At 74.6% G+C, this 22,897-nt stretch carries 21 protein-coding genes and 1 pseudogene; 20 read left to right on the top strand and 2 right to left on the bottom strand.

The features are described from left to right. Window positions 1–13 precede the first annotated feature (13 nt). The 10 genes and pseudogenes from H1D33_RS16530 to H1D33_RS16485 all read left to right on the top strand — a co-directional run. Window positions 14–313, top strand: a pseudogene (locus H1D33_RS16530) (hypothetical protein); the annotation flags it as partial. Window positions 314–594: 281 nt separating this feature from the next. After that, on the top strand, window positions 595–3,426 hold the full coding sequence (locus H1D33_RS16525; RefSeq protein ID WP_181572282.1) for a Na+/H+ antiporter subunit A: 2,832 nt from the start codon (window positions 595–597) through the stop codon (window positions 3,424–3,426). Continuing rightward, window positions 3,423–3,902, top strand: coding sequence for a Na(+)/H(+) antiporter subunit C (locus H1D33_RS16520; protein ID WP_181572283.1), 480 nt, complete (start codon window positions 3,423–3,425; stop codon window positions 3,900–3,902). The genes H1D33_RS16525 and H1D33_RS16520 overlap by 4 nt, the downstream gene beginning before the upstream one ends. A 55-nt stretch (window positions 3,903–3,957) precedes the next feature. Beyond that, window positions 3,958–5,463 carry a Na+/H+ antiporter subunit D gene (locus H1D33_RS16515; protein WP_181572284.1) on the top strand — a complete coding sequence of 502 codons (1,506 nt, stop codon included), beginning with the start codon at window positions 3,958–3,960 and terminating at the stop codon, window positions 5,461–5,463. Next, complete coding sequence (locus tag H1D33_RS16510; protein ID WP_181572285.1) at window positions 5,460–6,086, top strand: Na+/H+ antiporter subunit E; 627 nt, start codon at window positions 5,460–5,462, stop codon at window positions 6,084–6,086. The genes H1D33_RS16515 and H1D33_RS16510 overlap by 4 nt, the downstream gene beginning before the upstream one ends. Continuing rightward, the gene (locus H1D33_RS16505; RefSeq protein ID WP_181572286.1) at window positions 6,083–6,346 is read left to right on the top strand and encodes an MrpF/PhaF family protein; all 264 of its coding nucleotides are present in this window, start codon (window positions 6,083–6,085) and stop codon (window positions 6,344–6,346) included. The genes H1D33_RS16510 and H1D33_RS16505 overlap by 4 nt, the downstream gene beginning before the upstream one ends. Then, the gene (gene mnhG, locus H1D33_RS16500) at window positions 6,343–6,672 is read left to right on the top strand and encodes a monovalent cation/H(+) antiporter subunit G (protein WP_181572287.1); all 330 of its coding nucleotides are present in this window, start codon (window positions 6,343–6,345) and stop codon (window positions 6,670–6,672) included. The genes H1D33_RS16505 and mnhG overlap by 4 nt, the downstream gene beginning before the upstream one ends. Before the next feature lie 164 nt (window positions 6,673–6,836). Further along, entirely contained in the window at window positions 6,837–8,192 is a 1,356-nt protein-coding gene (locus H1D33_RS16495; protein WP_181572288.1) for a hemolysin family protein, read from the top strand. Further along, window positions 8,189–9,253 (top strand): hemolysin family protein, encoded by a 1,065-nt coding sequence (locus tag H1D33_RS16490; RefSeq protein WP_181572289.1) that lies wholly within the window; start codon window positions 8,189–8,191, stop codon window positions 9,251–9,253. Before H1D33_RS16495 ends, H1D33_RS16490 begins: the two co-directional genes overlap by 4 nt. A gap of 88 nt (window positions 9,254–9,341) precedes the next feature. Further along, entirely contained in the window at window positions 9,342–10,271 is a 930-nt protein-coding gene (locus tag H1D33_RS16485) for a sporulation protein (protein WP_181572290.1), read from the top strand. A gap of 76 nt (window positions 10,272–10,347) precedes the next feature. On the opposite strand, the gene H1D33_RS16480 is transcribed toward H1D33_RS16485, so the two are convergent. After that, entirely contained in the window at window positions 10,348–11,580 is a 1,233-nt protein-coding gene (locus H1D33_RS16480) for a bifunctional pyridoxamine 5'-phosphate oxidase family protein/GNAT family N-acetyltransferase (RefSeq protein WP_181572291.1), read from the bottom strand. Between the two features lie 38 nt (window positions 11,581–11,618). Here H1D33_RS16480 and H1D33_RS16475 point away from each other — a divergent pair, with 38 nt between their 5' ends. After that, entirely contained in the window at window positions 11,619–12,956 is a 1,338-nt protein-coding gene (locus H1D33_RS16475) for an aminotransferase class I/II-fold pyridoxal phosphate-dependent enzyme (protein WP_181572292.1), read from the top strand. Window positions 12,957–13,038: 82 nt separating this feature from the next. Next, window positions 13,039–13,737: a UdgX family uracil-DNA binding protein gene (locus H1D33_RS16470; protein ID WP_181572293.1), complete on the top strand. Its 699-nt coding sequence runs from the start codon at window positions 13,039–13,041 to the stop codon at window positions 13,735–13,737. 1 nt (window position 13,738) lies between these two features. Here the strand turns inward: H1D33_RS16470 and H1D33_RS16465 are convergent, their stop codons facing one another. Further along, window positions 13,739–14,392, bottom strand: coding sequence for a 4a-hydroxytetrahydrobiopterin dehydratase (locus H1D33_RS16465; protein WP_181572294.1), 654 nt, complete (start codon window positions 14,390–14,392; stop codon window positions 13,739–13,741). A gap of 84 nt (window positions 14,393–14,476) precedes the next feature. On the opposite strand from H1D33_RS16465, the gene H1D33_RS16460 reads away from it, so the two are divergent. The 8 genes from H1D33_RS16460 to rny all read left to right on the top strand — a co-directional run bounded on the left by H1D33_RS16460 (window position 14,477) and on the right by rny (window position 22,883). Beyond that, complete coding sequence (locus tag H1D33_RS16460; protein ID WP_181572295.1) at window positions 14,477–15,019, top strand: hypothetical protein; 543 nt, start codon at window positions 14,477–14,479, stop codon at window positions 15,017–15,019. Window positions 15,020–15,039: 20 nt separating this feature from the next. After that, a complete protein-coding gene (locus H1D33_RS16455; protein ID WP_181572296.1) occupies window positions 15,040–16,182 on the top strand; it encodes an acyl-CoA dehydrogenase family protein in 1,143 nt (380 codons plus the stop codon). Window positions 16,183–16,250: 68 nt separating this feature from the next. Continuing rightward, on the top strand, window positions 16,251–17,558 hold the full coding sequence (locus tag H1D33_RS16450) for an MFS transporter (RefSeq protein ID WP_181572297.1): 1,308 nt from the start codon (window positions 16,251–16,253) through the stop codon (window positions 17,556–17,558). 4 nt (window positions 17,559–17,562) lie between these two features. After that, window positions 17,563–17,763, top strand: coding sequence for a DUF3046 domain-containing protein (locus H1D33_RS16445; protein WP_018785963.1), 201 nt, complete (start codon window positions 17,563–17,565; stop codon window positions 17,761–17,763). 185 nt (window positions 17,764–17,948) lie between these two features. After that, on the top strand, window positions 17,949–18,998 hold the full coding sequence (recA, locus tag H1D33_RS16440) for a recombinase RecA (protein ID WP_181572298.1): 1,050 nt from the start codon (window positions 17,949–17,951) through the stop codon (window positions 18,996–18,998). An 11-nt stretch (window positions 18,999–19,009) separates the two neighbouring features. Beyond that, entirely contained in the window at window positions 19,010–19,702 is a 693-nt protein-coding gene (locus H1D33_RS16435; RefSeq protein WP_181572299.1) for a regulatory protein RecX, read from the top strand. Between the two features lie 39 nt (window positions 19,703–19,741). After that, window positions 19,742–20,470 (top strand): 3-keto-5-aminohexanoate cleavage protein, encoded by a 729-nt coding sequence (locus H1D33_RS16430; protein WP_181572300.1) that lies wholly within the window; start codon window positions 19,742–19,744, stop codon window positions 20,468–20,470. Between the two features lie 646 nt (window positions 20,471–21,116). Further along, window positions 21,117–22,883 (top strand): ribonuclease Y, encoded by a 1,767-nt coding sequence (gene rny / locus H1D33_RS16425; protein WP_181572301.1) that lies wholly within the window; start codon window positions 21,117–21,119, stop codon window positions 22,881–22,883. Window positions 22,884–22,897 lie beyond the last annotated feature (14 nt).

The raw sequence follows: 22,897 nt of genomic DNA, 5'->3' as shown, positions 1-22,897 counted from the left end.
GCTGGAGGCATGGATGACCGTTGAGGAGCGAGGCTTCAGGCCCGGCACCGACGTGCTCATCCGCAAGGTCGACAGCCGGCTCGCCTCGCTCCGCACCGGGCTGCACGGCACCGAGCTCGAACTCGCCGAGGAACTGGCCCGGCGCCTGCGCGAGCTGGTGGTCGCCACCGCGCGCTCCAGCGCCGCCGACCGGGCGCTGGTCCGGGCCGCGGTGCACTACTTCGTCCTGCGTCGCGGCAGCCGGGACGCCCGCCTGCCGGTCCGCTCCCTGGCCGACGCGCAGCGCGTGGTCGACCGCACCACCCGCCAGCTCGCCGCCACCCACCCGACCGCGACCCCCACCGCGCTCCCGCCCCCTGCACTGACCGGCCCCCGGCCTGCCCCTTCCCCTAGGCGTCGATCAAGGAGTTGGCGTCGGCGGTCGGCTCATGCGCTGACGCGAACTCCTTGCTCGACCAGGTGGGTGCGGCCGAGGCCGGACCGGGACAGGTGGGTGGGTTTCGGGGAAAACGGCGCGGGCGGGTGGGAAGTGGCGTGTGATCGGTCGTGCCCCCAGCGTGCGCCGCCGCGCTGTCACCTCGACCGGGAGTGCGCGTGCTCGTCCTGCTGATCCTGCACCTGGTGGCGGCGCTGGTCGCGCCGCTGCTGGTCCGCAGGTGGGGACCGCGCGCCTGCCTGGCGCTCGCGCTCGTCCCGGCCGCCGCGGCCGGCTGGGCGGTGGCGCACACCGGCGCGGTACGCGACGGCGGGGCGGTCGTCGAGACGTACACCTGGATCCCCCAGCTCCGGTTCGACGTCGCGCTGCGGGTCGGCACGCTGTCCTGGCTGATGATGCTGCTGGTCGGCGGCGTCGGCGCGCTGGTGCTGGTCTACTCCGCCCGCTACTTCCCGCCCGGCTCGGTCGGCCTCGGCCGGTTCGCCGCCGTGCTGGTGGCCTTCGCCGGCGCGATGCTCGGCCTCGTCGTCTCCGACGACCTGCTGCTGCTCTACGTCTTCTGGGAACTGACCACCGTCTTCTCCTACCTGCTGATCGGGCACAGCACCGAGCGTCGGGCCAGCCGGTGGGCCGCCGCGCAGGCGCTCACCGTCACCACGCTGGGCGGGCTGGCGATGCTCGTCGGGTTCCTGCTGCTCGGCCAGCACGCGGGGAGCTACCGCTGGTCGGCGGTGGCCGCCGCACCGCTGCCCGGCGGCGGCTGGCTGACCACCGCGGTGCTGCTCGTCCTGGCCGGCGCGCTGGCGAAGTCCGCGGTGTTCCCGTTCAACGCCTGGCTGCCGGTGGCGATGGCGGCGCCGACGCCGGTGAGCGCGTACCTGCACGCCGCCGCGATGGTGAAGGCCGGCGTCTTCCTGATCGGGCTGCTCGGGCCGACGCTCGCCGCGGCCGGACCGTGGCGGCCGGTCACCGTGGTCGCCGGGCTGGTCACGCTGGTCGCCGGCGGCTGGGCGGCGTTGCGGCAGTGCGACCTCAAGCTGCTGCTGGCGTACGGGACGGTCAGCCAACTCGGCCTGCTGGCGGTGGTGCTCGGCGCGGGCACCCCGCACGCCGCCCTGGCCGGCGCCGCCATGCTCGCCGCGCACGCGTTGTTCAAGTCGGCGCTGTTCCTGGTCGTCGGCATCCTCGACCACGAGGCGGGCAGCCGGGACCTGCGAGACCTGTCCGGGGTGGGCCGGGCCGCGCCGGCACTGGCCACGGTCGCCACGCTGGCGGCGGCGTCGATGGCCGGGGTGCCGCCACTGCTCGGGTTCGTGGCCAAGGAGGCGGTGCTCGCCGCGTTCACCGAGGACCCGTGGGTGCTGGCGGCGCTGGTCGCCGGCAGCGCGCTGACCGTCGCCTACAGCATCCGCTTCCTGTGGGGCGCGTTCGGCACCCGGCCCGGCGTCGCCGACACCGAGGTGCGCCGGCCGCCCGCCGCGATGCTCGTACCCCCGGCGCTGCTCGCCGTGGCCGGGTTCGCCGCCGGTCCGGCCGCCGGGTGGCTGAGCGGCCTGCTCGAACCGTACGCGGAGCTGTTCGGCCCGGTCGACGAGCACCTGGCGCTCTGGCACGGGCCGACCACGGCGCTCGGCCTCTCCGCCCTGGTGCTGGCCGGCGGCGTGGCGCTGCACCTGGCGCGCGGCCCGCTCGCCCCGGCGCTGGCCCGGCTGCGCTCGCCGGTCTCCGGCAGCCAGGGGTACGAGCGGACGATCCACGGCTTCGACCGGCTCGCCATCGAGGTCACCAGCGTCACCCAGCGCGGCTCGCTGCCGCAGTATCTCGGCGCCGTGCTGCTGGCCCTGGTGCTGGTGCCGGGCGGGGCGATGCTGGCCACCGCGCCGTGGCGGGTGGAGCTGGCGCCCTGGGACAACCCGACCCAACTGGTGGTCTGCGTGGTGATCGCGGTCGCGGCGGTGCTCGCGGTCGGCGCCCGCCGCCGGCTCACCGCCATGCTGCTGGTCGGCGTCACCGGCTACGGCACGGCGATGATGTTCATCCTCTACGGCGCGCCGGACCTGGCGCTCACCCAGTTCCTGGTGGAGACCGCCACCATCGCGGTGTTCGTGCTGGTGCTGCGGCGACTGCCGGAACGCTTCTCGGCCCGGCCGCTGCGCCGCAGCCGGTGGGTGCGCCGGGGCATCGGGGTCGCCGCCGGGCTGGTGATGGCCGGCCTGGCGCTGGCCGCGGCCGGGGCCCGCCGGGCGCCGTCGATCTCTGCGGCCTTCCCCGACCTGGCGGTCGCCCAGGGGTACGGCCGCAACGTGGTCAACGTGACCCTCGTCGACATCCGCGCCTGGGACACCATGGGCGAGATCTCGGTGCTGGTGGTGACCGCGACCGGGGTGGCCAGCCTGATCTTCGAGCGGTCCCGCACCGGCCCACGCCCGCGTCGCCCCCGCCCGTCGATGCCGCGCGCCGGTCGGACGGTCTGGCTGCTCGGCGGGCAGACGCTGGGCGAGCGGCGCCGCTCGATCGTGTTCGAGGTGGTCACCCGGCTGATCTTCCACACCGTGCTGCTCTTCTCGCTGTTCCTGCTCTTCTCCGGCCACAACGCCCCGGGCGGCGGCTTCTCCGGCGGGCTGGTCGCCGGCCTCGCGCTGACCCTGCGTTACCTGGCCGGCGGCCGGTACGAGCTGGCCGAGGCCGCCCCGGTCGGCGCCGGCACGGTGCTCGGCGCGGGCCTGGCCGTCTCGGTCGGCAGCGGCGTGCTCGGCCTGCTGCTCACCGGGGAGGTGCTGCAGAGCGTCAAGGTGGACCTGTGGCTGCCGCTGGTCGGCCACGCCTACCTGGTCACCTCGATCTTCTTCGACGTCGGCGTCTACCTGGTGGTGGTCGGGCTGGTGCTGGACATCCTGCGCAGCCTGGGCGCCGAGGTGGACCGGCACGTCGAGGCCGCCGGCGAGCCGGGCCGGGGACTCACCGTCCAGCGCGAGGGACCGCGCTCATGACCAGGGGCGCGGCCGGGCCGACGTTGGTGCTGGTGCTGGCGGTCGGGGTGCTCGTCGCCACCGGGGTCACCCTGCTGCTGGAACGCAGCCTGACCCGGATCCTGCTCGGCGTCATCCTGCTCGGCAACGGGGTCAACCTGCTCATCCTGCTCGGCGGCCGGTCCGGCGCGGCCCCGCTGGCCGGCACCGCGCCGGCCGCCGAGATGAGCGACGCGCTGCCGCAGGCGATGGTGCTCACCGCCGTGGTGATCACGTTCGGGCTGACCGCGTTCCTGCTCGCGGTCGCCTACCGGAGCTGGTACACCAGCGGCGACGACGAGGTGCAGGACGACCTGGAGGACCGGCAGATCGTCCGGCTGGCCGGGCGCGACGAGGTGGCCGCCGCGGACCTGGGCGGGGAGGGCGCGGACGACGACCGGGAACAGGTCGACCCGGAACCGGCCCGCCGCCGGCTGCGCCGGGACGGGACCTCATGAGCGCGCGGAGTGAGCCGGTTCTGCGAGCCCCGCGGTCGCGAAGAAAGGCGGCGCCGTGAGTGGGCTGGTGCCGCTGCCGGTGGTGGTGCCGCTGCTCGGCGCGGCGCTCACCCTGATGCTGACCGGCCGGCCCCGGTTGCAGCGTTCGATCAGCGTGCTCTGCCTGGCCGGCGTGCTGCTGGTCGCGGTGGTGCTGCTGGTCGAGGCGTACCGGCACGGGCCGGTGGTGGTGCGGGTGGGCGGCTGGCCGGCGCCGGTCGGCATCGTGCTGGTGGCCGACCAGTTGGCGGCGCTGATGGTGGTGGTCTCCTCGGCGGTCACGCTCTGCGTGCTGCTCTACTCGATCGGGCAGGGCCGGGCGGAGGGCGGCGAGACCGCGCCGGTCAGCATCTACCACCCCACCTACCTGGTGCTGACCGCCGGCGTGACCAACGCGTTCCTCGCCGGTGACCTGTTCAACCTCTTCGTCGGCTTCGAGATCCTGCTGGCCGCGAGCTTCGTGCTGATCACGCTGGGCGGCACCGAGGCCCGGCTGCGCACCGGCTCCACGTACGTGGTGGTCAGCATCCTGTCGTCGCTGCTCTTCCTGTCCGCGGTGGGGCTGGTGTACGCGGCCACCGGCACGCTGAACATGGCGCAGCTCGCCGGTCGGCTGGACGCGGTGCCGTCCGGCGTACGCCTGACCCTGCAGCTCATGCTGCTGCTGGCGTTCGGCATCAAGGCGGCGGTCTTCCCGGTGTCGGCCTGGTTGCCGGACAGCTACCCGACCGCGCCCGCGCCGGTCACCGCGGTCTTCGCCGGCCTGCTCACCAAGGTCGGCGTGTACGCGATCATCCGCACCGAGACGCTGCTCTTCCCCGGCGACCGGGTGTCCGGCCTGCTGATGGTGGTGGCCGGCCTGACCATGGTGGTGGGCATCCTCGGCGCGGTCGCCCAGTCGGACATGAAGCGGCTGTTCTCCTTCACGCTGGTCAGCCACATCGGCTACATGATCTTCGGGGTGGCGTTGAGCAGCGTCGCCGGCCTGTCCGGGTCGATCTTCTACGTGGTGCACCACATCACCGTGCAGACCACGCTCTTCCTGGTCGCCGGGCTGGTCGAGGAGCGGGCCGGCAGCACCGACCTGCGCCAACTCGGCGGGCTGGCCCGGGTCACCCCGGTGATCGCCGTGCTCTTCTTCGTCCCGGCGATGAACCTGGCCGGCATTCCCCCGTTCTCCGGCTTCCTCGGCAAGCTCGGGCTGCTCCAGGCCGGGGTGGCGGCCGGCGGGGCGCTGCCCGCCGTGCTGGTCGGCGCGGGCACGGTGACCAGCCTGCTCACCCTCTACGTCGCGTCCCGGGTGTGGAACATCGCCTTCTGGCGGGCCCCGAAACTCGCCACCACCAGCCCGGACGCCCGGCTGCCCGGCCTGATGGTCGGCGCCACCGCCGCGCTGGTGGCGCTCGGCGTGCTGCTCACCCTGATCGCGGGCCCGCTGTTCCAGGTCACCGCGGACGCGGCCACCGACCTGCGCGAGCGCACCCCGTACGTCCGGGCCGTCCTGCCCCGGGACGCGCCGTGACCGCCGGTCCGGTCCCGGGTGGCAGCGGGGAGCCGCCGGCGGCCGACCGGGCCGGGCAGCCGGCGGTGGGCCGGGGCGGGCGGTGGCGCGACCAGGCGGTGGCGCTCGGCTGGCTGGTCGTCGCCTGGCTGCTGCTCTGGGGCGACGTGTCCTGGGGCAACCTGCTCACCGGCCTGGTGGTCGGCGCGGCGGTGCTGTTCTTCTTCCCGCTGCCCTCGGTCACCTTCGGCGGCCGGCTGCGACCGGGCCCGCTGCTGGTGCTGGCCGGCACGTTCGTGGCGGAGTTGATCAGCGCCAGCGTGCACGTCGCCGCCGTGGCGTTGCGTCCCGGCTACCGGCCGCGCGGCGGGATCATCGCGGTGCCGCTGCGGGTCCGCACCGACCTGAACCTGGCGCTCACCGCCGAGGTGATCTCGCTGGTGCCGGGCACCCTGATCCTCGACGTCGACCGGGCGCGGGGCGTGCTCTACGTGCACGTGCTCGATGTGCGCGGCCCCGAGGACCTGACCGGCAGCCGCGACCGCGTGCTCGCCGTCGAGCGGCGCATCGTCCGCGCCGTCGGCTCTCCCACCGAGGTACGCCGGCTCGACCTCGAACCCGTCGAACGGAGGAACCACCCGTGACCGTCCTGCTCGCCGTCGCGCTGACCGTGCTGCTCTCGGCCACCGCGCTGCTCGCCCTGCTGCGGATCTACCGCGGCCCGTCCCTGCTCGACCGGGTCGTCGGCGCCGACCTGCTGTTGTCGGCGATGCTCGCCGCGGTGGGTGCGGAGGCCGCGCTGAACCGGCACGCCACCACGTTGCCGGTGCTGGTGGTGCTCTCGCTGCTCGGCTTCGTCGGCTCGGTCAGCCTGGTCCGCTTCGCCGTCCGGGCCGAATCGTGAGCGCGGTGGCGGACTGGGTGGGTGGGCTCCTGCTGCTGGCGGGAGCCCTGTTGAGCCTGGTGGCCGGCATCGGCCTGGTGCGCTTCCCGGACACCCTGGACCGGATGCACGCCGCCACCAAGCCGCAGGTGCTCGGCGTGCTGCTGCTCCTGGTCGGGCTGGCGCTGCGGCTGCGGACCGGGTCGGATCTCGGGATGCTGGTGCTGGTGGCGATCTTCCAGCTCTCCACCGCGCCGGTCGCCGCGCAGATGATCGGGCGGGCCGCCTACCGGTCCGGGCGGGTGGACCGGTCGCTACTCGACGTCGATGAGCTGGCCGACCGGTGAAACGGGACGTCGGGGAGGGTTCCCGGCACCTTCAGCGGGCGTCCAGCGAGCACCGATAAAATGGGCCGCATGATCGACTCTCCTGCCCCGGAGGGCAGCAGTAGCCGGCCGGGTCGTACCCGGCATCTTCCCTCCCCGACGACCCCGGGAGCCCTGAACCTCCCGTGTTGATCCTCGTCGGTCTCCTTCTCATCACCGTTCTCACCGCCGCCACGGGTTACTTCGTGGCGCAGGAGTTCGGTTACGTAGCCGTGGACCGCGGCAAGCTCAAACAACTCGCCGACGGTGGCGACCGCGCCGCCGCCCGGGCCCTGGAGGTGACCGGGCGGCTTTCCTTCATGCTCTCCGGCGCCCAGCTCGGCATCACCGTGACCGCCCTGCTGGTCGGTTACGTCGCCGAGCCCTACCTGGGCGCCGGGCTGGCCGACCTGCTCGGCGTCGCCGGGCTGTCGAGCGCGGTGGCGCTGCCGCTGTCGGTGGCGCTGGCCCTGCTCATCGCCACCGTGGTGCAGATGGTCCTGGGCGAGCTGGCACCGAAGAACCTGGCCATCGCCCGGGCCGAGCCGCTCGCCCGGGCGCTGTCCCGGTCCACGCTGATCTACCTGCGGATCGCCGGTCCGCTGATCACCCTCTTCGACCGGGCCGCCGTGCGGTTGCTCCGCCGGGTCGGCATCGAGCCGATCGAGGAGCTGCCCAGCGGCGCCACCCCGGCCGACCTGGAACAGATCATCGCCGAGTCCCGTGAGGAGGGGCACCTCGACGCCGCGATGTCCGACCTGCTGGACCGGGGGCTCGACTTCCGGGGGCTCACCGCGGGCGAGGCCATGGTGCCCCGGGTGGACGTGCACACCGTACGCGCCGACGAGCCGGTCAGCCGGATCGTCGAGATGCTCGACACCGGCCACTCCCGGTTCCCGGTGCGCGGGGCCGAGGGCGTCGACGACCTGATCGGCGTGGTCGGCATCGCCGACGTGCTGGGGGTGCCGCCGGCCGAGCGGTCGCGGACCCGGGTCGACGCGGTCGCCGTACCCCCGTTGCTGGTGCCGGAGACGCTGCCGCTGCCGACGGTGCTGGACCGGCTCCGGTCCGGGCACCGGCAGTTGGCCTGCGTGGTCGACGAGTACGGCGGGTTCGCCGGCGTGATCACGCTGGAGGACCTGGCCGAGGAGCTGGTCGGGCCGATCCGGGACGAGGACGACCCGCCGGAGCGGGCGCCCGCCCGGCAGGAGGACGGCTCCTGGGTGGTGCCGGCGCGCTGGCGGATCGACGAGGTCGCCGACAGCACCGGCATCGAGCTGCCCGAGGCGCCCGAGTACGACACGCTCTCCGGTCTGGTGATGCGGGAGCTGGGCCGGGTGCCCGAGGTCGGTGACCGGCTGGAGATCGCGTCCGCCGGCGACGGCGACGAGCCGGCGACCGGCCCCCGGGTGCTGGTCGAGGTGCTGGCGGTGGACCGGCACGTGGCCGACTCGGTGCGGCTGCGGTCGACCGCGGGCGTGTCCGGGGAGGGTGCCGCATGAGCCCCGGGTTCGCGCTTCTGTTCTCCGTGGTGCTGCTGGCGCTCAACGGGTTCTTCGTGGCCGCCGAGTTCGCGCTGGTCGCCGCGAAGCGGTACCGGCTGGAGCAGTCGGCGGCCGGCGGCGGCCGGGCGGCCCGCGCGGCGCTCGACGGCGTCCGCGAGCTGAGCCTGATGCTGGCCGGCGCGCAGCTCGGCATCACGCTGTGCACGCTGGGCCTGGGCGCGTTGGCCGAGCCGGCCATCGAGCACCTGCTCAGCCCGCTGCTGCACGCGGTCGGCCTGCCCGACGCGGCGAGCCACGTGGTCGCGCTGGTGTTCGCGCTGGGTCTGGTGACGTTCCTGCACCTGGTGGTCGGCGAGATGGCGCCGAAGTCCTGGGCGATCACCGACGCGGAGCGCTCGGCGATGCTGCTGGCGCTGCCGTTCCGGGCCTTCGCCCGGATCGCCCGCCCGGTGCTGTCGCTGCTCAACGGCCTGGCCAACGCGATGCTGCGGCTGGTCGGGGTGCAGCAGCAGGACCAGCTCGCCCAGGTGCACGGCCCGGACGAGCTGCGCATCCTGCTGGAGCAGTCCCGGGAGCACGGGCTGCTCGGCGCCGAGCAGCACCAGTTGCTGACCAGCATGCTGGAGTTGCAGGGCACCACGGTGGCGCAGGTGATGGAGCCGTTCGACAAGATCGTCACGGTGCGCCGGGACGACACCGCCGAGCGGATCGAGCACGTGTCCCGTGACAGCGGCCGGTCCCGTCTCGCCGTCGTCGACACCGGCGGCGAGGTGTGCGGCCTGGTGCACGTACGCGAGGCGGTGCGCGCGGTCACCACCGGCCGGCCGGCGACGGCCGAGGAGCTGATGACGAACGCGTTCACGCTGCCCGCCGAGGCGTCGGTGACCGAGGCGGTGGCCGCCATGCGCGGCCGGCAGGCGCAGCTCGCGCTGGTGCGCAACGGCGGTGGGCCGACCCGGCCGATCGGCTTCGTCGCGCTGGAGGACCTGTTGGAGGAGGTCATCGGCGAGTTCGACGACGAGACCGACCCGGTGCCGCGCGGTCGTCGACTGCGCTGACCGCTTCCTGATCGATCCGACGGCCCGTCCCGCTTGCGGGGCGGGCCGTCGCGCGCATGGGCAGCGGGGCAGCGGGAATGCCGCCGGTATGCGGCTCACCGGGGTGTCGCGGGGGTCGGCCTGGACCGGGCTCTCGGTCACCACCACGCTGCCCAACCCGAGCACCCGGCCGGGCCTGCGCCTGCCGGGGCGGGTGACGCTGGCCGCCGACGGCGAGGACGTCCTGGTCCGGCACATCCGGCTCGGGCTGGTCGCGCAGGTCGAGCCGGAGGACCCGGGGGCGCCGCGCCGGCTGGTGCAGTACCACCAGTGGCCGATCGCCGGCCGGTTCGTGGTGCCGGGCGGGCGGCGGCGGGCGGTCGACTTCGCGGTGCCGCTGCCGTGGGAGACGCCGGTGACCGTGTTCGGCGGGGTGCCGCTGATGACGCTGCGCACCGGACTGCGGACCGAGGTGTCCGTCGACCCGGACCTCGACCAGGGCGAGATGGTGCCGGTCCTGATCCACCCGCTGCCCACCCAGCAGCACCTGCTCGCCGCGCTGGACACGCTCGGCTTCGTGATGCGACAGGCGGGACTCCAGCAGGGCCGGCTGCCGCGGGTGGCGCAGACGCTGCCGTTCCAGCAGCGGCTCGGCTTCTGGGCGGCACCGCTCTACGCCGGGCCGATGACCGAGCTGGAAGTGATCATGCGGACCGACTCGACCGGCATGGAGGTGCTGTTCTGGCTGGACCGGCGGCTCGCCCTGGCCGGGGTGACCCACCAGAGCATCAGCCGGTTCCGGGTCTGGCACGCCGGGGCGGACGACCGGGACTGGGTGGCCACCGTGGACGGCTGGCTGCGGCACGCCATCGACCGGCACGCGGCGGCCGCCGCGCACGCGGACTGGTCGGCCACGATCCGGGAGTCGGCGCACGTCAGCCGCCACCCGGACCAGCCCGTCGCGCCCGGCTACGGCCTCGGCGGCACCGCCGGCGGCGCGGGCGTCGGTGGTGGCGGTGGTGGCGGCGACGGCACCTGAGCCTCCCGCTCCCCGCCGCGCGGGGTGTTAAGCGGGGGCCCCTGCTATGCCGGAGGCGTTAAGCGGGGGCCCCGCCTTACGCCGGGCGAAGCCGTTCCCGAAGCCTGACCTGTGCGTTCGGCCACTCCTCGGCGAGCATCGAGTAGAGCGCGGACTGCCGCCAGGTGCCGTCGGCGCGCCGCCGGTTGGACCGCAGCGTCCCCTCCCGCACCGCGCCGAGCCGCTCGATGGCCCGCTGGGACCGCTCGTTGAGCGTGCTGGTCTGCCAGGTGACCCGCACCGCGTCCAGCTCCTCGAAGGCGCGGGTGAGCAGCAGCAGCTTCGCCTCGGTGTTGATCCCGGTGCGCCACCACGGCCGGCCGAGCTGGGTGTAGCCGATCTCCACGGTCCGCAGGTCGGCGTCGGGCTGGTGGTAGGAGGTGGTGCCGACCACCGCCCCGGTGACCGCGCAGCGCTGCACCCACGGCGTCCGGACGCCCCGCGACCCGGCGTCCAGCGCGGCGCGGATCAGTGCGGCGGTCCCCGCCACGTCGGTGGGGCGCGGGCTGCCGACGTGCCGCCAGACCTCCTCGTCGTCGAGCGCGGCGTGCAGGTCCTCGGCGTGCGCGAGGTCGAGCGGCTCCAGCACCACGTGCGCGCCGCGCAGCACCACCGGGTCCAGCCACGGCGAGCGCCCCGGCCGCAGGTACGCCGGCAGCGGCGCGGTCACCCCGTCCGCCGGTTCGGGTCGCCCGGGCGTGAGTCGCAGCGGCAGCACCCCGGCCCAGTGGGGCAGGTCCTCGTCGGCCGGCTCGTCGTTGACCCCGCCGGTGCGGGTGCGGACCGAGACCTCGCGCAGCGGCAGCGCCAGCACGGCGGTCTCGGCAAGTTCGCGCCGGTTCGGCGGCCGGCTCTCCGCGGACCGGCCGGCGGCGACCTTCTCCACCAACGCGGTCAGCACCCGGGCCTTCTCGTCGGCGTCGTCGACCAGCCGGGCGGTGCCGTGCGCGACCACCGAGCGGTAGTTGGCGCTGTGGTGGAACTGGGAGCGGGCGTAGACCAGCCCGTCGAGGTGGGTGACCGCGACGCACACGGGCAGCCCGGTGTCGCCCCGGGCGGCGAGCAGCGGCCGGCTGCCGGTGGAGCCGTGCAGGTAGAGCGTGTCGCCGACGCGGACGTGCAGGGTGGGCAGGACCCGCGGCTCACCGTCCACCACGAACGCCAGCGCGCAGTGGAACGCCTCGTCGAGCAGCGCGTGGGCGGTGGCGCGGTCGTAGCGCATCCGGTCCCGGGTGCGGGTGGCGGTGGTGCGGCCGGTCGGAGGGTACATGCGACATCCCACCTTTGTTCTAGTACAATCATCAAACTGTGGCAGCACATTATCAGGTCAGCGGGTCCACCTCGGCGGCCATTTCGGCGAGCGTGGAATCCGGCATCCGCACCGGCGCCCTCGCCCCCGGCGACCCCCTTCCGGCGGTCCGCGCGCTGGCCGGCCGGCTCGACGTCAGCCCGGCCACCGTCGCGCGGGCCTACCAGGAGCTGCGGCAGCGGGGCCTGGTCGTCACCGCCGGCCGGCACGGCACCCGGGTCCGGCCCCGCCCGCCGGTCGCCACCCGGCGCGCGGCGCTCGCACCCCCGCCGCGACCGGGCACCCGCGACCTCTCCGCCGGGCACCCCGACCGGCGGCTGCTGCCCCCGCTCGGGCCGCACCTGGCCGCGCTCGCCGCCCAGTTCGGCGCCCCGACCGGGTACGCGGACACCGCCGTCCTGCCCGAACTGGCCGACGCCGCCCGGGAACGGTTCGCCGCCGACGGGGTGCCGGCCGCCGAGCTGACCGTCACCGGCGGCGCGCTCGACGGCATCGAACGGCTGCTCGCCGCGCACCTGCGCCCCGGCGACGCGGTGGCGGTGGAGGACCCGGGCTGGGCCAACCTGCTCGACCTGGTCGCCGCGCTCGGGCTGCGTACCGTCGGGGTGCCGGTGGACGACGAGGGCCCGAGCGTGGCCGGGGTGCGGTCCGCGCTGGCCGCCGGCGTGCGCGCGCTGGTGGTGACCAGTCGGGCCCAGAACCCGACCGGCGCGGCCGTCTCCGCCGAGCGGGCCGCCGCGCTGCGGGCGCTGCTCGCCGGCCGGGCCGACCTGCTGCTGATCGAGGACGACCACGCCGCCGAGCTGGCCCGCGTACCCCTGCACCCGCTCGCCGGGGCGACCCCGGCGTGGGCCTTCGTCCGGTCGGTGAGCAAGCCCTACGGGCCCGACCTGCGGCTCGCCGTGCTGGCCGGCGACGAGGCCACCGTGGCCCGGGTGGCCGGCCGGGCCCAGGTCGGCGCCGGCTGGGTCTCCACCGTGCTGCAACGGCTGGTCCTGTCGCTCTGGCGCGACCCGGCCACCGCCGAGCTGGTCCGGCGCGCGGCGGACGGCTACGACCGGCGGCGCGACGGGCTGGTCGCGGCGCTGGCCGCGCACGGCCTGGCCGCGCACGGGCGCACCGGGATCAACGTCTGGGTGCCGGTGCCCGACGAGACGGTCGCGGTCACCGCGCTACGCGACGCCGGCTGGTCGGTCGCGCCCGGCGGCCTCTACCGGATCGCCGCCGCCCCCGCCGTCCGCCTGACCGTCAGCACCCTCGACGAGCCCGACCTGCCGCCGCTCGCCGACGCGCTCGCCCGCGCGGTGCGGCCGGTGCAAGGCGGGGCCCCCTATTAACGCTTTCGGTAGGGAAGGGGCCCCCGCCTAACACGCCCGGAGATGCGGCGTGGCGGACGGCAGAGGGGGTAGAACGGTCCGCATGGCCGAGACCGAGAGCGCACCCGGAGCGCAGGAGTTCATCCCGCCGACGGCGGACACCATCGACGAGCTGCGCGCCGCCGCGGCCGGCTGCCGGGGCTGCGAGCTCCACCGGGACGCGTCGCAGACCGTCTTCGGCCGGGGCGACGAACGCGCCCGGGTGATCTTCGTCGGCGAGCAGCCGGGCGACGTGGAGGACCAGCAGGGCCTGCCGTTCGTCGGCCCGGCCGGGCGGCTGCTGCGCAAGGCGGTGGACGACGCCGGCCTCGACCCGCGCCACATCTACCTCACCAACGCGGTCAAGCACTTCCGCTTCGAGCGACGCGGCACGCGGCGCATCCACCAGACCCCGGACCGGGTGCACATCACCGCCTGCCGGCCCTGGCTGGTCGCCGAGTTCGCCCGGCTGCGCCCGGAGGTCGTGGTGGTGCTCGGCGCCACCGCCGCCAAGGCGCTGCTCGGCCCCACGTTCCGGGTGACGCGCCAGCGCGGCGAGCTGCTGCCCTGGCCGGCCGCCGCGCAGCACCCGGAGGACTTCGCGCGGGTGCCGGTGGACCGGGCCGGCGCGGTCGCCGACGCGCCGGACACCCGGCTGCTCGCCACCATCCACCCGTCCGCCGTGCTCCGGGCGGACAACCAGGACGTCGCGTACGAAGGGCTGGTCGCCGACCTCAAGGTGGCCGCCGGCGCGCTGCGCTGAGTCAGGCGCGCCCCTGCCAGGTGCAGAGGCAGACCCGGTTGCCGTCCGGGTCGGCGAGCACCCAGAAGTTCGGCGCCTCGGCGTCGCTGACCAGTGTCCCGCCGGCCGCGAGTGCCGCCTCGATGCGCGGTGCGACCTCGGCCGGGTCCACCCACACGTCCGGGTGCCAGCGTTGCCGGGGCTCGTCGCGTCCCGATGCCTGGAACCACATCGTCGGCAGCGTGCCGGCCGGATCGCGTACCTCGTCGTCGGCGTCCGCACCGGCCGGTCGCTCCGACGCCAGGACCGCCCGCCAGAACGGCGCCGCCGCGGCGTGCTCCGGGCTGTCCAGCGCCAGCTCCAGGCGGGACAGCCCGGCGTACGACAGGGTGAGCCCGGCCTCGGTGGCGAGCGCCGTGATGCTCCGGGCCAGCCGCAGGTCGCGCCCGGTGACGCCGCCGGAGTCGTGCGACCACAGCCGCACGTCCACGTGCGTGTAGCGCAGGTCCAGGTCGGGATGGTGGTCGACCCGCTCGGCCTCCGCGCCGACCGCGGCCACCAGCGCCAGGCCGGCCGCGAAATCCGGGGTACGGATACGGGTGTGCAACGCGCCGAGCAGGAAGGTCCACCCGTCCAGCCCGGCGTCGGCGATCTGTGCTCCGGTCAGCGTGCCCATCCGGCCATCCTGTCGTGCCCGGGCCCGGCCGGCCACCGTCCACACCGGATTACCGGGTCGTGTCCGGGGGGTACGGCCTCCGGCATGGCCGCCGACGACCGTCTCGCGCCCCTGGTACGGCTCGGCCCGCCCGGGCCGTACGTGATCTTCATGATCATCGCTGCGCTCTGCTGGCTGCCGCTGCGGCTCTGGGACGAGCGCGACGGATCCGCGCTGGTCGCGATCGTCCGGGCCGGCCTGGGCGGGGTGATCTGGGGCGTCTTCCCGCTGGTGCTGAGCCGGACCGGCCGGATGGGTCGGAAGCGACGCACGGCCGCCGAGCCGGAGCGGGCGGCCGGCTGGCGGGTGACCGAGGTCGCGCTGGGCAGCGGCGAACCGCCCGCCGACGAGGCCGGCCGCGCGGCGGTCGCCGACGACCTGCCGGCGGTACGCCGGGGCGCGCTCGGGGGAGCGGTCGTGGGCACGCTGTTCCTCGGCGCGCTGGCCGCGCTCGCCGTCGCCGTCGGCTGGACGGCCAGCGCGATCGGGTTCGGCGTGGTCCTGGTCGCGGTGCTGGCCGTCGCCGTCCGCACCGCTCGCCGGGAGCGCCGGCTGCGCGCTCGGATGGCCCCTGTCCGAGGCGGGTGAGCGGTGCCAGACTTGCCGCCATGGAGCAGCATCTCTACGAGCCCGTCCACGAAGAGTTCCGGGACCTGTGCCGCCGGTTCCTCGCCCGGGAGGCGGTGCCGCACCACGAGCGGTGGGAGGCCGAGGGCATCGTCGACCGCGACGTGTGGCGGGCCGCCGGCGCGGCCGGGCTGCTCGGTCCCGACGTCGACCCGGCGTACGGCGGCGGCGGGCAGCGCGACTTCCGGTTCAACGCGGTGCTCGACGAGGAGATCGTCGCCAGCGGCTGCACCGGTCTCGGGTTCGGGCTGCACAACGACGTGGTGGCGCCGTACCTGACCGAGCTGACCACCGAGGACCAGCGCAAGCGCTGGCTGCCGGGCTTCTGCTCCGGCGACCTGGTCACCGCGATCGCGATGAGCGAGCCGGGCGCGGGCAGCGACCTGGCCGGCATCCGCACCGGCGCGGTCCGCGACGGCGACTCGTGGGTGCTCAACGGCCAGAAGACGTTCATCACCAACGGCGAGCTGGCCGACCTCGTGGTGGTGGTGGTCAAGACCGCGCCGGAGCTGGGCGCGCACGGGGTGAGCCTGGTGGTGGTGGAGAGCGGCACGCCGGGCTTCGACCGGGGGCGGCGGCTGGCCAAGGTCGGCCTGAAGGCCAACGACACCGCCGAGCTGTTCTTCGACGACTGCCGGGTGCCGGCGGAGAACCTGATCGGCGCCGAGAACCAGGGCTTCTACCACCTGATGGCGAACCTGCCCCGGGAGCGGCTGAGCATCGCGGTCGGCGCGGTGGCGGCGTGCGAGAAGCTGCTCGCGCTCACCCTGGAGCACGCCCGGTCCCGGGAGGCGTTCGGCCGGCCGATCGGCAGGTTCCAGCACAACCGGTTCCTGCTGGCCGAGCTGGACACCGAGATCACCATCGCCCGGACGTTCGTCAACCACTGCGTCGCCGAGTACGACGCGGGCCGGCTGTCGGTGACCGACGCGGCGAAGGCGAAGTGGTGGACCACCGAGCTGCAGAACAAGGTCGCCGACCGGTGCGTGCAGTTGCACGGCGGCTACGGCTTCATGCTGGAGTATCCGGTGGCGAAGGCGTGGCTGGACAGCCGGGTGCAGACCATCTACGGCGGCACCACCGAGATCATGAAGGAGATCATCGGCCGCGGTCTCGGCCTGTAGCGAAACCGGGTTGCCGGCCGGCCGGTCCGGTGCGCGACGATGAGGCACCCGTCCCCACCAGGAGCGTCATGGCCACCGACCTGACCGCGCCGGCCCCGTCCCGGCAGTCCGACGTCGCCGGCATCCAGCGGCGTACCCTCCGCCTGCTCTTCCTCACCCAGATCGTCGGCGGTGTCGGCGTCGCCATCGGCATCTCGGTCGGCGCGCTGCTCGCCGCCCGGGTCGCCGGCACCGCCCTGGCCGGGCTGGCGCAGAGCGCCGGCGTGGTCGGCGCCGCGCTGCTCGCCGTACCGGTGACCCGGCTGATGGCGGCGCGCGGGCGGCGACCCGGTCTGGTGCTGGCCTACCTGGTCGGCGCGGTCGGCGGCGCGCTGGTGGTGGTGGCCGTGGTGAGCGGTGTGGTGCCGCTGCTCTTCGTCGGCATGCTGCTGTTCGGCGGCGGCACGGCGGCGAACCTCCAGGCCCGCTACACGGCCGTCGACCTGGCCGAGCCGGCGCGCCGGGGCCGGCAACTGTCGCTGGTGGTCTGGGCCACCACCATCGGCTCGGTGGCCGCGCCGAACTTCGCCGCGCTCGCCGACGACGTCACCCACGGCTGGGGCCTGCCGCTGCTGGCGGGTCCGTTCCTGGTCAGCGCCGTCGCGTTCACGCTCGCCGCCGGCGTACTCCTGGCCCTGCTCCGGCCGGACCCGCTGCTCACCGCGCGCCGGCTGGCGGCGGCCGAGCCGGAACCCGTCGCGGGCGCCGCCCGCACGGTCACCCGCCGCGGTGGCATGGCCGCCGCGTGGCGGACGGTACGCGGCCGGCCGGCGGCCCGGCTCGGCATCGCCGCGGTGGCGGTGGGGCACCTGGTGATGGTCGCGGTGATGTCGATGACGCCGGTGCACCTCGACGAGTGGCACTCGGACGCGGACCTGCTGCGCGTGGTGGGGATCGTGCTCAGCCTGCACATCGCCGGCATGTACGCGTTCTCGCCGGTGGTGGGCTGGCTCACCGACCGGCTGGGCCGGCGGCCGGTGATCCTCGGCGGGGTGGCGTTCCTGCTGGCCGCGTGCGCGGTCGCCGGCACGGCCGGGCACCACACCCCGGCGCTCTCGGTGGGGCTGGCGCTGCTCGGGTTGGGCTGGTCGGGCACCATGGTGGCGGGCTCGACGCTGCTGTCGGAGTCGGTGCCCACCGCCGACCGGCCCGGCGTGCAGGGGTTGTCCGACCTGCTCATGGGGCTGGCCGGGGCGGGCGCGGCGGCGGTGAGCGGGTTCGTCATGCGGGCCGTGGGGTACCCGACGCTCACCCTGCTGGCGGCGATCGCGGTGGTGCCGCTGGTGGCGCTCGCGCTGCGGCGTCCCGGTCCGGAACCACTCGATGAGGAGGACTGAACAGGTGCGGCTGACCGACTTCTGGACGCGGTTGGAGGAGGCGTTCGGGCCGGGTTACGCGGCCAGCATCGCCAGCGACCAGGTGCTGTCCCAACTCGGTGGGCGGACCGTCGAGCAGGCGCTGGCGGCCGGTGAGGAAACGCACGTGGTGTGGCGCGCGGTGGTCGCCGCGTATCCCGACCGGGTGCCCGCCCGACTACGCTGAGCAGCCTTTTTCCCGCTTCCGCGTGTCGCTTGCCCAGTCGTACACCTGTTCGGCTATTGTCCACAGCGGGGTGCTCGTCCACAGTCCGCGGCCCGTCGGCTGGTTTTCTGTCGGACCCAGCGCCTAGCGTGTCCCGCGTGACGCGAAGCTCAGGAAAGACGCCGGCGAAGGCAGGGGTGGCAACGATGGCGGCAGGTCCTGACCGGGAGAAGGCGCTCGACCTTGCTCTCGCTCAGATCGACAAGCAGTTCGGCAAGGGCTCGGTGATGCGGCTGGGGGAGCGGCCCGTCATCCAGACGGCGGTCACGCCGACCGGGTCCATCGCGCTCGACGTGGCGCTCGGCGTGGGCGGTCTGCCCCGCGGCCGGGTCGTCGAGATCTACGGTCCGGAGTCCAGCGGTAAGACCACGGTCGCCCTGCACGCGGTGGCCAACGCCCAGCGGGCGGGTGGCATCGCCGCGTTCATCGACGCGGAGCACGCGCTCGACCCGGAATACGCCAAGGCGCTCGGCGTCGACACCGACGCCCTGCTGGTCTCCCAGCCGGACACCGGCGAGCAGGCGCTGGAGATCACCGACATGCTGGTCCGCTCCGGCGCGATCGACATCATCGTGATCGACTCGGTGGCCGCGCTCGTGCCGCGCGCCGAGATCGAGGGCGAGATGGGCGACAGCCACGTCGGTCTGCAGGCCCGGCTGATGAGCCAGGCGCTGCGGAAGATCACCGGCATCCTCAACAACACCGGCACCACCGCGATCTTCATCAACCAGCTCCGCGAGAAGATCGGCGTGATGTTCGGCAGCCCGGAGACCACGACCGGTGGTCGGGCGCTGAAGTTCTACGCCTCGGTCCGGCTCGACGTGCGCCGCATCGAGAGCCTGAAGGACGGCACCGACGTGGTCGGCAACCGCACCCGGGTCAAGGTCGTGAAGAACAAGGTCGCCGCGCCGTTCAAGCAGGCCGAGTTCGACATCATGTACGGCAAGGGCATCTCCCGCGAGGGCTCCCTGATCGACGTCGGCGTGGAACAGGCGATCATCCGCAAGTCCGGCGCCTGGTACACCTACGACGGCGACCAGCTCGGCCAGGGCAAGGAGAAGGCTCGCGAGTTCCTCCGCGAGAACCCGGACGTGGCCGCCGAGATCGAGAAGAAGATCCTGGAGAAGCTCGGCGTCGGCATCGGTGGTGCCGGCGACGCCGCCGGTGGCCCCGAGTTGCCGCCGGTCGACTTCTGATCCGCTGACCTGTGGCAGGACGACGTGCCCGTACGGGGCGGGGCTGGGATGCCGGCCCACCCCGTGCGGGTGACGCCACCGACACGCCCGCGCCCCGCCGTGGGCGTCGCGGTCGTGCGGCGGAGCCCGATCCCGGGGAGGCTCCGGCTCCGCCGCGCGACGAGGCCGAGCTGGCCCGGGAGATCTGCCTGCGACAGCTCTCCACCCGGCCGCGCACCCGGGCCGAGCTGGCCGGCGCGCTGGCCCGGCGGGGCATCTCCGAGGAGACCGCCGAGCGGGTGCTCGACCGCTACGACGAGGTCGGCATCGTGGACGACGCCGCGTTCGCCCGGGCCTGGGTGAGCAGCCGGCACAACGGCCGCGGCCTGGCCCGCCGGGCGCTCGCCAACGAGCTGCGCCAGAAGGGCGTCGACGGCGAGGTGGCCGGCGCCGCCCTGGACGGGCTGGACGAGGAGACCGAGGCGGAGACGGCCCGCGCCCTGGTGGACCGGAAGCTGCGCACCGCCCGCGGCGAGCCCGACGCGGTGTTCCGTCGCCTGGTCGGCATGCTGGCCCGCAAGGGCTACCCGGCCGGCGTGGCGATCGGCGCGGTCAAGGACGCGCTCGCGGCGCAGAGCGCCGAGGCGGCCGAGTTCGCCGAGCACATCGACGCCGACGCGCTGGCCGACGCCGAGAACGACCTCGACGCCCGCCGGCACGACTGATCCGCTCCGGCCCGCCGACGTCGAGGAGGCGCAGACCCGATGCTGAAGGCCTGCCTGAACGGTGGCCGCCGGCGGGACGACCATCCGGCCGTGCCGCTCACCGCGGCCGAGTTGGCGGCCGACGCGGTCCGCTGCGCGGACGCCGGGGCGGCGGCGGTGCACGTGCATCCGCGCGACGACGGCGGCGCCGAGTCGCTCGATCCGGCCGTGATCGCGGCGGCCGTCGACGCCGTCCGGGCGGCCCGTCCCGGCCTGCCGGTGGGCGTGAGCACCGGCGCGTGGATCGTCCCCGACCCGGCCGAGCGGGTGGCCGCCGTCCGCGCCTGGACGGTGCTGCCGGACTTCGCCTCGGTCAACGCCCACGAACCCGGCGCGGCCGAGGTCGCCGCGGCCCTGCACGAGCGCGGCGTCATGGTCGAGGCGGGCCTCTGGACGGAGGCGGCGGTCCACGCCTGGCGCCGCTGGCCGACGCCCACCGGGCGGGTCCTGGTCGAGTGCATGGCGGAGCCGGCCGAGGTGGCGCTCGCCGACGCGGCGGCGATCCTCGCCGCGCTGCCCGACGGGAGCCCGCCGGTGCTGCTGCACGGCGAGGGTCCGGCGACCTGGCCGGTGTTCGCCGAGGCGGTCCGCCGCGGCCTGCACACCCGGGTCGGCCTGGAGGACACGCTGCTGCTGCCGGACGGCACCACCGCACCGGACAACGCCACTTTGGTGACCACCGCCCGAACCCTGACTCCCGCCCGCCCGGCCCGCCCGCCGCTTCGGTGATCAAGGAGTTCGTGTCGGGCCCGGAGATCGGCTTCGACACGAACCCTTTGATCACCGAAGGGCCGGCGGGCCGGGCGGGTCGGGTGGGTGGCGGGAGGGGCTCTGAGCAGGCGGAAAGGTCACGGTGCGATGACGGCCGGCGAGGTTTGTCCAACCCTGTCCGGCATATTCTCAGCACTGCGTGACGGGGCAACTTCTCTCCGTCCGGGTGGTTTGATCATGACTCCTTGACCGAACGGCCCCTCGCGACCTAGCCTCGCCATACAGGCTCACTTTGCCCGACCAGCGCAGGCTAAGCGCACAACATAGATCTCGTAACAGAACAGCATCACTTTGGCCAGCTTCACCGGCCCTTGACGGTCGCTCCGGACCCGTTCGGAGCGCCCGACAACTGCAACCGGCCGCCGGCGGTGCCCAACGAGGGGCACCGCCGACGGAAAGCTGCCCACAGCCAGCCGCTCCGGTCGGGCGTCCAGAGCCGCAGGCGCGTGTCCTTCACGCGTGTCCTGCGGCGCCGACGTTCAGGGGAGGCGGCCATGGCGGGGCGGCACAGGTTCACCGGCGGTCTGCCACACGGTTCCGGTCGTGCCTCGCCGGGCGGGGACACCGTGCCGTCCGGTCGCCGGACGCCGGTCGGAGCGACGGCATGAGCGCCTTCGACGTCGTCCTCCTCGTGGTGGTGCTGCTGCTCGTCGCGGTGGTCGTCGGCGCCGTGCTGTTCGGCGTGCGGGCGCTCAAGCGCTTCAGCCTGGCCCCCGCGCCGGAGGACCCGGCGTTCATCGCGGAGAAGGACCGGCAGGAGCAGTCCCTGGCCGCGCTGCGCACCGCCGCCGACGAGGTGAACAGCACCATCGACGTGGCCAAGTCGGCCGCCTCCGCGGCCCGGGCCGAGGCCGCCGCCGCCAAGGCCGAGGCGAAGGCCGCCCGCGCCGAGGCGCGACGGGTGCTCGACGACGCCCGCGCCGAGGCCGACACCGTGCTGGAACGGGCGCACAAGCAGGCCGAGGCGGACGCCGAGCAGCTCCGCGCCACCGCGCGGCGCAGCGGCGAGCGGGAGGTGGCGGTGCTCGCCGCCACCACCCGGGAGCAGGCCGCCGAGGTCGAGCGGCGGGCCGCCCGGATGGACGAGCGGGAGCGGCTGCACACCGAGGAGGTGGAGCGGCTGGCCGAGCGCGAGCGGCAGCTCACCGCCGCCACCGCCGCGCTCGCCGCCCGGGAGGCCGCGCTGGTCGAGCGCGAGCGGGAGCTGACCGAGGTGGAGGAGCAGCGTCACCGCGAACTGGAGCGGGTGGCCGGGCTGACCGCCGACACGGCCCGCGCCGAGCTGGTCGAGTCGATCGAGGGGCAGGCCAAGCGGGAGGCCGCGCTGCTGGTCCGGGAGATCGAGGCGGACGCCCGGGGCAGCGCCGAGCAGCGCGCCCGCAACATCGTGGTGGACGCCATCCAGCGGGTCGCCAGCGAGCAGACCGCGGAGAGCGTGGTCAGCGTCCTGCACCTGCCCGGCGACGAGATGAAGGGACGCATCATCGGCCGGGAGGGGCGCAACATCCGCGCCTTCGAGTCGGTCACCGGCGTCAACCTGATCATCGACGACACCCCCGAGGCGGTGCTGCTCTCCTGCTTCGACCCGGTCCGCCGCGAGGTCGGCCGGGTCACCCTGGAGAAGCTGGTCCTGGACGGCCGGATCCACCCGCACCGGATCGAGGAGGTCTACGACCTGGCCCGCCAGGAGGTGGCGGAGCTGTGTCACCGGGCCGCCGAGGACGCCCTGGTCGAGGTGGGTATCACCGAGATCCACCCGGAACTGGTCACCCTGCTGGGCCGGCTGCGCTACCGCACGTCGTACGGGCAGAACGTGCTCAAGCACCTGGTCGAGACCGCGCACATCGCCGGCACCATGGCCGCGGAGCTGCGGCTGGACGTGCCGACCATCAAGCGGTGCGCGTTCCTGCACGACATCGGCAAGGCGCTCACCCACGAGGTGGAGGGCAGCCACGCCATCATCGGCGCCGACCTGGCCCGCAAGTACGGCGAGACCGAGGACGTGGTGCACGCCATCGAGGCGCACCACAACGAGGTGCCGCCGCAGACCATCGAGGCGGTCCTGACCCAGGCGTCCGACGCCTGCTCGGGCGGGCGGCCCGGGGCCCGGCGGGAGAGCCTGGAGGCGTACGTCAAGCGGCTGGAGCGGATCGAGGAGATCGCGGCCGGCAAGCTCGGCGTGGAGAAGGTCTTCGCCATGCAGGCGGGCCGGGAGATCCGGGTGATGGTGAAGCCGGACGACGTGGACGACATCGGCGCGGCGGTGCTGGCCCGGGACGTGGCCAAGCAGATCGAGGAGGAGCTGACCTATCCGGGGCAGATCCGGGTGACCGTGGTGCGCGAGTCCCGGGTCACCGAGATCGCCCGCTGAGCGGACGACACACG

The sequence above is a fragment of the Micromonospora ferruginea genome, assembly GCF_013694245.2.
Lineage (GTDB): Bacteria > Actinomycetota > Actinomycetes > Mycobacteriales > Micromonosporaceae > Micromonospora > Micromonospora robiginosa.
Note: the sequence above shows the minus strand (reverse complement) of the source record. Positions and strands in the feature narration are given on the sequence as shown.

Bases quoted from the DNA above. Each gene is read 5' to 3' on its own strand.
- H1D33_RS16455 (WP_181572296.1), top strand. From the start codon at position 15,040: ATGGAGCAGCATCTCTACGAGCCCGTCCACGAAGAGTTCCGGGACCTG.
- recA (WP_181572298.1), top strand. From the start codon at position 17,949: ATGGCGGCAGGTCCTGACCGGGAGAAGGCGCTCGACCTTGCTCTCGCT.
- H1D33_RS16480 (WP_181572291.1), bottom strand. From the start codon at position 11,580: ATGTACCCTCCGACCGGCCGCACCACCGCCACCCGCACCCGGGACCGG.
- H1D33_RS16465 (WP_181572294.1), bottom strand. From the start codon at position 14,392: ATGGGCACGCTGACCGGAGCACAGATCGCCGACGCCGGGCTGGACGGG.
- H1D33_RS16490 (WP_181572289.1), top strand. From the start codon at position 8,189: ATGAGCCCCGGGTTCGCGCTTCTGTTCTCCGTGGTGCTGCTGGCGCTC.
- H1D33_RS16520 (WP_181572283.1), top strand. From the start codon at position 3,423: ATGACCAGGGGCGCGGCCGGGCCGACGTTGGTGCTGGTGCTGGCGGTC.
- H1D33_RS16450 (WP_181572297.1), top strand. From the start codon at position 16,251: ATGGCCACCGACCTGACCGCGCCGGCCCCGTCCCGGCAGTCCGACGTC.
- H1D33_RS16430 (WP_181572300.1), top strand. From the start codon at position 19,742: ATGCTGAAGGCCTGCCTGAACGGTGGCCGCCGGCGGGACGACCATCCG.
- H1D33_RS16470 (WP_181572293.1), top strand. From the start codon at position 13,039: ATGGCCGAGACCGAGAGCGCACCCGGAGCGCAGGAGTTCATCCCGCCG.
- H1D33_RS16460 (WP_181572295.1), top strand. From the start codon at position 14,477: ATGGCCGCCGACGACCGTCTCGCGCCCCTGGTACGGCTCGGCCCGCCC.
- rny (WP_181572301.1), top strand. From the start codon at position 21,117: ATGAGCGCCTTCGACGTCGTCCTCCTCGTGGTGGTGCTGCTGCTCGTC.
- H1D33_RS16485 (WP_181572290.1), top strand. From the start codon at position 9,342: ATGCGGCTCACCGGGGTGTCGCGGGGGTCGGCCTGGACCGGGCTCTCG.